Source organism: Agarivorans sp. QJM3NY_25 (assembly GCF_050870875.2).
Taxonomy (GTDB): Bacteria; Pseudomonadota; Gammaproteobacteria; order Enterobacterales; family Celerinatantimonadaceae; genus Agarivorans.
The window spans coordinates 4,984,138-4,990,869 of sequence record NZ_CP194041.2 but is presented as its reverse complement, the minus strand read 5'-3'; the positions used below and the strand labels follow the sequence as shown (position 1 = coordinate 4,990,869).

The 6,732-nt window shown below is 44.1% G+C and carries 8 protein-coding genes; all 8 read left to right on the top strand.

Annotation, left to right across the window (positions count from 1 at the left end; genetic code table 11):
- The first annotated feature begins 227 nt into the window (after positions 1 to 227).
- The 8 genes from ACRRSW_RS22890 (at position 228) to mnmE (ending at position 6,444) form a co-directional block, all read left to right on the top strand.
- Positions 228 to 986 (top strand): amino acid ABC transporter substrate-binding protein, encoded by a 759-nt coding sequence (locus tag ACRRSW_RS22890; RefSeq protein WP_432455252.1) that lies wholly within the window; start codon positions 228 to 230, stop codon positions 984 to 986.
- Positions 986 to 1,654 carry an amino acid ABC transporter permease gene (locus ACRRSW_RS22885; RefSeq protein ID WP_432455253.1) on the top strand — a complete coding sequence of 223 codons (669 nt, stop codon included), beginning with the start codon at positions 986 to 988 and terminating at the stop codon, positions 1,652 to 1,654. The genes ACRRSW_RS22890 and ACRRSW_RS22885 overlap by 1 nt, the downstream gene beginning before the upstream one ends.
- A 1-nt stretch (position 1,655) precedes the next feature.
- Entirely contained in the window at positions 1,656 to 2,402 is a 747-nt protein-coding gene (locus ACRRSW_RS22880; protein WP_432460553.1) for an amino acid ABC transporter ATP-binding protein, read from the top strand.
- A gap of 218 nt (positions 2,403 to 2,620) precedes the next feature.
- Positions 2,621 to 2,755 (top strand): 50S ribosomal protein L34, encoded by a 135-nt coding sequence (gene rpmH, locus ACRRSW_RS22875; RefSeq protein WP_016400276.1) that lies wholly within the window; start codon positions 2,621 to 2,623, stop codon positions 2,753 to 2,755.
- Between the two features lie 49 nt (positions 2,756 to 2,804).
- Positions 2,805 to 3,122, top strand: a complete 318-nt coding sequence (rnpA, locus tag ACRRSW_RS22870) for a ribonuclease P protein component (RefSeq protein WP_432456118.1) — start codon at positions 2,805 to 2,807, stop codon at positions 3,120 to 3,122.
- Entirely contained in the window at positions 3,083 to 3,337 is a 255-nt protein-coding gene (gene yidD, locus ACRRSW_RS22865; protein ID WP_432455255.1) for a membrane protein insertion efficiency factor YidD, read from the top strand. Before rnpA ends, yidD begins: the two co-directional genes overlap by 40 nt.
- Before the next feature lie 7 nt (positions 3,338 to 3,344).
- Positions 3,345 to 4,982, top strand: a complete 1,638-nt coding sequence (yidC, locus tag ACRRSW_RS22860) for a membrane protein insertase YidC (RefSeq protein WP_432460552.1) — start codon at positions 3,345 to 3,347, stop codon at positions 4,980 to 4,982.
- A gap of 97 nt (positions 4,983 to 5,079) precedes the next feature.
- Positions 5,080 to 6,444 carry a tRNA uridine-5-carboxymethylaminomethyl(34) synthesis GTPase MnmE gene (gene mnmE / locus ACRRSW_RS22855; protein WP_432460551.1) on the top strand — a complete coding sequence of 455 codons (1,365 nt, stop codon included), beginning with the start codon at positions 5,080 to 5,082 and terminating at the stop codon, positions 6,442 to 6,444.
- The last annotated feature ends 288 nt before the right edge of the window (positions 6,445 to 6,732 follow it).

Sequence of the window (6,732 nt, the reverse complement as noted above, 5' to 3'; positions counted from 1 at the left end):
TCGCGACCCCGCGTTATCACCAAAAAGACCGTCTATTTTATAACGGAAGCCGCTTAAACTCTAGGTTTCTTATGAATTATTCACAAGCAGATAACAAATATGTGAATAAAATAGGATCCGGTATATATCTGCTTCGTTATTTATTATAACTACAGCGTATTTGTATGTAATTTTGAACTGAAGTAGTATTTTTATCCACAGCAAAAACAAAACATAGATAAATACAAATGAAAATACTCAATAAATCTTCTTGGCTAATTAGTGTACTACTCATCAGCCTTAGTTCTTGGTCGGTATTTGCTCAAGAAACCGTAAAAGTTGGCATGTCTGGACGCTACTTTCCTTTCACTTTTGTCAAGCAAGATAAGTTACAAGGCTTCGAAGTGGACTTGTGGAATGAGCTTGCCAAGCGTAACGATTGGCAAGTCGAATATGTTACCGCTAATTTCTCTGGCTTATTTGGGATGTTAGAAACCGGACGGGTCGACACGATTGCCAACCAAATCACCATCACCGATGAGCGCAAAGCTAAATATTTGTTCTCGCAGCCCTATGTTATCGATGGCGCACAAATTGTGGTACGCAAGGGCAACAGCGAAATTAGTGGTATTAACGATCTTAAGGGCAAAAAGGTCGCCGTCAATTTAGGGTCCAATTTTGAGCAACTATTAAGAAAGCACGACAGCGCCCAACAAATAAACATCGTGACTTACGATACCGGCATTGAACAAGATGTCGCACTTGGCCGTTCTGACGCATTTGTAATGGACCGAGTATCGTCTTTAGCTCTGATTAAAAAATCAGGTCTTCCTCTGGCATTGGCTGGTCAACCCTTCGAAACCATCCAAAATGCACTACCGTTTATCAACAACGCAGCTGGCAAGGCTCTACAAACGAAAGTAAACGCGAGCCTAGCCGAAATGCGACAAGATGGCAGCCTAAGCGCCATCTCCGAAAAATGGTTTGATGGGGACATCACCAAATAATGTCTCAATTTGACTTCAACTACATGCTGGAGCTAATGCCAATCCTCTTTAAGTATTTGGCTACCACCATGGAAATGGCTGCGATTGCAGCCGTGTTTGCCTTAATACTGGCCTTAGCTCTAGCGCTAGTGAGGATCTTTAAGCTACCGCTATTAAATTCACTAGCGGTTGTTTTCATCTCGTTTTTCCGAGGTACGCCATTATTAGTTCAGCTATTTATCTTGTATTATGGCCTACCCCAAGTGTTCCCCATCATGATCGGTCTGGATGCATTTAGCGCTTCGGTAATCGGCTTAAGCCTGCACTTTTCTTCCTATATGGCGGAAAGTATACGAGCTGCGATAAACTCCGTTGACAAAAGCCAATGGGATGCCAGTTATGCTTTCGGTATGACGCGACTTCAAGCTTTAAAACGCGTGATACTGCCTCAGGCTCTGCGCACAGCATTACCCTCCTTGATGAACTACTTCATCGATATGATTAAAAGCACCTCCTTAGCTTTCACCTTAGGTGTTGCCGAAATTATGGCAAAAGCACAAATGGAAGCCTCTAGTAGCTTTAAGTTCTTTGAGTCATTCCTCGCCGTAGCATTAATTTACTGGGCCGTCGTAGCCCTGTTTACCCAACTACAAACCCTCGCAGAAAACCGTTTAGCCAAGGCTTATTAAGATGATTAAAGTCAATAAAATCAGTAAAGCATTTAATGGCAAGATGGTGTTAAAAAACGTTGATCTTCAGATAAATGAAGGTGAAGTTGTAGCGATCATCGGACCATCAGGAACTGGCAAATCGACTTTATTACGCTGTATTAACTTTCTGGAACATCCCGATCAAGGCAGTATTCAAGTCGACCAACTTATGGTGAATGCAGCGCAAGCCTCAGCTAAAGAAATTCTAGCGCTAAGGCGTAAGCTCTCTTTTGTATTCCAAAACTATTCATTGTTTGCCAATTTAACAGCCCAGCAAAATATCGCAGAGCCTCTGATTACGGTTTGGCAACAAAGTAAACAGCAAGCCTATGAGAGCGCCAGTGCAATATTGAAAGATATAGGTTTAGCAGACAAAGTCGATCACTATCCAAGCCAATTATCGGGTGGACAACAACAGCGCGTTGGTATCGGTCGCGCCATGGCCACCCAAAGTAAAGCGATTTTATTTGATGAACCCACTTCAGCCTTAGACCCCGAGTGGGTCGCTGAAGTATTAGCTTTAATAAAGCAACTTGCCAAACAGCAGCAAACGATGGTGATTGTAACCCATGAAATGTCATTTGCTCGAGAAGTCGCGGATCGAATTGTGTTTATGAGTGACGGTGAAATAATTGAGCAGGGCACTCCAGAACAGCTATTTACCAAGGCAAAAGACCCAAGAACTCAACAGTTTATATCTCGTATCGCCAAACATACTGGCGACTAAACAATAACAACTGTTGCACCTATATATAGCGGTACTATAATGCCGCGCAGGATCCAAAAGATCTTTTTAAGTAGAGTCTCTACGATTAAGCGATATTTCGTTTGACTTAGAAGGGGTGAATGATTAGAATTTCGCCTCTTTTTTACCCGGTGCGCCAACCATTTTGGTTAAATTGCACCGACTGTACAGTAAAAAACTAGCTAGCAAGAGTAATAACTATGAAACGTACTTTTCAACCAAGCGTACTAAAACGTAAGCGTAGCCACGGTTTCCGCGCTCGCATGGCAACTAAAAACGGTCGCCAAGTTTTGGCCCGTCGTCGTGCCAAAGGTCGCGCAAGTTTGTCTGCATAATTACGTGCTAAGACATTCGTTCGGCAGGGAGTTACGTTTGTTAACTCCCATGCACTTCAAACACGTATTCTCCAACCCCGTTCGTGTGGGTACTCCTCAACTCACTATCCTTGCCAAAAATAATTCTCTTTCTCATCCCCGTTTAGGTTTAGCTGTTTCTAAAAAAAGCATCAAACTTGCCGTCGGCCGAAATCGAATTAAGCGTTTAGCAAGAGAAAGCTTCCGTCTACATCAACATGACCTACCCGCTATAGATATAGTGATTATTTCTAAGAACGGTATTTCAGACTTAAGTAATCAAGAACTGAGCAAGATCCTGGAGAAATCATGGCGAAGACTAAAGCGCCGTTGCGAATCATCGCAATAATGCCGATTAAGGCTTATCAATATGTGATAAGTCCACTACTTGGCCCGCGCTGTAGGTTTACGCCAACGTGTTCAGATTACGCGATTGAAGCAATTAATTTGCATGGTGTGATAAAAGGTTGTTGGTTAGCGAGCCAACGTCTATTAAAATGCCATCCACTACATCCTGGCGGGTATGATCCCGTTCCCGGTTCAAAAAAAACTAATAGTGATTAACTAAATTATGGAATCTCAACGCAATTTACTACTAATTGGGTTGCTGTTTGTAAGTTTTCTTATCTATCAGCAATGGCAAAAAGACTACGGCCCACAACCCGTTGTCGTGGCAACCAATACCGCTCCAGCAGCAGCGACTAATGCAAATGGTGATGTACCCCCAAGCGCGGCACATCAAGACGATTCAGACTTAACCAAGGCCTCTGCTACAGGCCAGTTAATCACTGTAACCACCGACGTATTAAAACTTAAAATCAGCGCTCAAGGCGGTGATGTGGTAAGTGCTGAATTACTCGCCTACCCAATTACTGAAGATGCTAGCGACCCCTTCATTTTACTTGAAGACAATGCTGACTTCACCTATGTGGCACAAAGTGGCTTAATCGGTGCTAATGGGCCAGATGCGAACCCCAAAGGACGTCCGATTTATTCAGTCTCTAGCGACAATTTTAGCTTAGAGGACGGTAGCGACCAACTCACTATCACGCTTAGCTATAAAGACGCCGATGGTAACAGCTACCATAAAATCTTTACCTTGAACCGCGGCAGCTACAAAATAGACGTTCATTATGATGTCACTAACAACAGTGCCTCAAACCTCAATTTACAGCTATATACCCAGCTAAAACAAACCGAAGAAGAGCATACAACCAACATGGTGATGCCGGTTTACCATGGCGGCGCGTATTCTAGCGAATCGACTCGTTACTCCAAGTACAGCATCAAAGACATTAAGAAAAACAATCTTAACATTTCAACCCAAGGTGGTTGGATTGCGATGATGCAACACTACTTTGTGAGTGCTTGGTTAGGTAACCCAGAGCAAAATAACCAGTTATATTCTCGCGCAAGCAACGGTTTTGTATTCATGGGATTCAAAGCGCCACAGCAAACTGTCGCCCCCAAGCAAACCACACAGTTTGATACCGCCTTATGGGTCGGACCAAAACTACAAACTGAAATGGCCGCAGCGGCGCAACATTTAGACTTAACCGTCGATTACGGTTTGTTATGGTTTATTGCCCAACCGCTTTCCAAGTTATTAACCTTCTTCCATAGCTTTGTTGGTAACTGGGGGATCGCGATTATCCTGATCACCTTCACCGTAAAAGGCATTATGTATCCGCTCACCAAAGCGCAATACACTTCGATGGCAAAAATGCGTTTACTGCAACCGAAGATGGCTGAACTACGCGAAAAATTCGGTGACGACCGTCAGAAAATGTCGCAAGGCATGATGGAATTATACAAGAAGGAAAAGGTCAATCCGCTCGGGGGCTGTTTCCCAATCTTACTGCAAATGCCAATCTTCATTTCTTTGTATTGGTCTCTGATGGAAAACGTTGAACTACGCCATGCTCCATTCTTTGGCTGGATCACCGATTTATCGGTACAAGACCCATTCTACATCTTGCCGATATTGATGGGGGTAAGCATGTTCTTCATCCAAAAAATGTCACCCACCGCGGTGAGCGATCCGATGCAAGCCAAAGTCATGCAGTTTATGCCGGTTATCTTTACCGTCTTCTTCCTGTGGTTCCCAGCAGGTCTAGTACTTTACTGGTTAATGAGTAACGTGGTCACGCTAATTCAGCAAACTCTGATCTACCGTAACCTAGAGAAAAATGGTTTGCATAAACGCTAAACACAAAGTTTGGTATCAATGCTAAAATGCCATTCAGCGTGAGCTGGGTGGCTTTTTTTTGCGCCCAGTTAAGTTCGATTTTTAAAGAGAAAACCGCATGCAATCAAATGAGACTATTGTCGCCCAAGCAACAGCACCGGGTCGCGGTGGAGTCGGCATTATTCGAGTGTCCGGTCCCCTATCGGAACAGGTGGCACAGACCCTGTTAGGTAAGTGCCCTCAACCCCGCTATGCCGACTACCTCGCGTTTAAAAACCTGCAAGGTGAAACCTTAGACCAAGGCATTGCTTTGTATTTTAAAGGGCCTCACTCTTTTACTGGTGAAGATATCCTAGAACTGCAAGGTCATGGTGGGCCGGTTGTCATCGATATGTTGATCCGTGAAATTTGCCAAATTGATGGTATCCGTCTGGCCCGTCCAGGTGAATTTAGTGAGCGAGCCTTTCTCAACGATAAATTGGATCTAGCACAAGCCGAAGCGATAGCCGACTTAATTGAAGCCACCAGCGAACAAGCCGCCAAAAGCGCCTTGCTATCCCTGCAGGGAGAATTCTCTAATAAGATCCACCAGCTCGTTGAAAGTGTCACCCACCTGCGGATCTATGTGGAAGCCGCCATCGACTTTCCCGAAGAAGAAATCGATTTTTTGAGTGACGGTAAAGTACAAAAAGACCTCAACGCCATCATCGATGAACTAGCCGAAGTACAAACTCAGGCGCGCCAGGGTTCACTACTACGAGATGGAATGCGAGTAGTAATAGCTGGGCGTCCTAATGCTGGTAAATCAAGTCTACTCAATGCCTTAGCTGGCAAACAAGCCGCTATTGTGACCGAAATAGCAGGCACCACCCGAGATGTATTGCGGGAGCACATCCATATTGATGGCATGCCGCTACATATCATCGATACCGCAGGCCTGCGTGAAGATGCAGATGTGGTCGAAACAATTGGTATCGAACGCGCCTGGGAAGAAATCAATAATGCTGATCGGGTATTGTTTATGGTGGACGGCACAACCACCGCCGAACTTGACCCCATAAAAATATGGCCAGAGTTTGTAGCCAAATTACCGGCAAATATTGGCATGACTGTGGTCCGTAACAAGGCTGATATTACCGGTGAAGATCTCAATGTAGTGATGGATCACGGCCACCCGGTTTATAAACTCTCGGCCAAAACAGAACTGGGCTTATCTACCCTAAAAGAACACTTAAAACAGTGTATGGGCTTTCAGGGCAGTAGCGAAGGTAACTTTATGGCGCGCCGTCGCCATCTTAATGCCATTCAACACGCCGCAGAACATTTAGACAATGGTAAGACCCAACTCGAGGTCTATCATGCCGGAGAATTGCTTGCTGAAGAGTTACGACTCGCTCAGCAACAACTGAGCGAAATCACCGGGGCATTTAGCTCCGACGATTTACTCAGTCGTATTTTCAGCAGCTTCTGTATTGGCAAGTAAAAGAGTAAAACGCATCAAAACAACATTATGATTTTGTTTTATTTGGTGGGAAGTAATTTGATGGATGTTGTCGATTCTTGCTCCGTATCTACTCCGAAGATAAATTTGGAGCACATCTGGCGCACAAGGTAAAAAAAGCCGATGAAAATCGGCATACCAAAATACTTTAGAACACGAGTACAATAAAACAGAGTCAATCAGAGCGGACATAACTAAGAGCTAAAAAAACCAATAGTTTATTGCCGCTAAGTGAACATCAAAGTCATTCTTGAAGAGTTAAACTCTTTG

Excerpts from the sequence above, each read along its gene's own strand:
- ACRRSW_RS22890 (WP_432455252.1), top strand. The coding sequence starts at position 228 with ATGAAAATACTCAATAAATCTTCTTGGCTAATTAGTGTACTACTCATC.
- ACRRSW_RS22885 (WP_432455253.1), top strand. The coding sequence starts at position 986 with ATGTCTCAATTTGACTTCAACTACATGCTGGAGCTAATGCCAATCCTC.
- ACRRSW_RS22880 (WP_432460553.1), top strand. The coding sequence starts at position 1,656 with ATGATTAAAGTCAATAAAATCAGTAAAGCATTTAATGGCAAGATGGTG.
- rpmH (WP_016400276.1), top strand. The coding sequence starts at position 2,621 with ATGAAACGTACTTTTCAACCAAGCGTACTAAAACGTAAGCGTAGCCAC.
- rnpA (WP_432456118.1), top strand. The coding sequence starts at position 2,805 with ATGCACTTCAAACACGTATTCTCCAACCCCGTTCGTGTGGGTACTCCT.
- yidD (WP_432455255.1), top strand. The coding sequence starts at position 3,083 with ATGGCGAAGACTAAAGCGCCGTTGCGAATCATCGCAATAATGCCGATT.
- yidC (WP_432460552.1), top strand. The coding sequence starts at position 3,345 with ATGGAATCTCAACGCAATTTACTACTAATTGGGTTGCTGTTTGTAAGT.
- mnmE (WP_432460551.1), top strand. The coding sequence starts at position 5,080 with ATGCAATCAAATGAGACTATTGTCGCCCAAGCAACAGCACCGGGTCGC.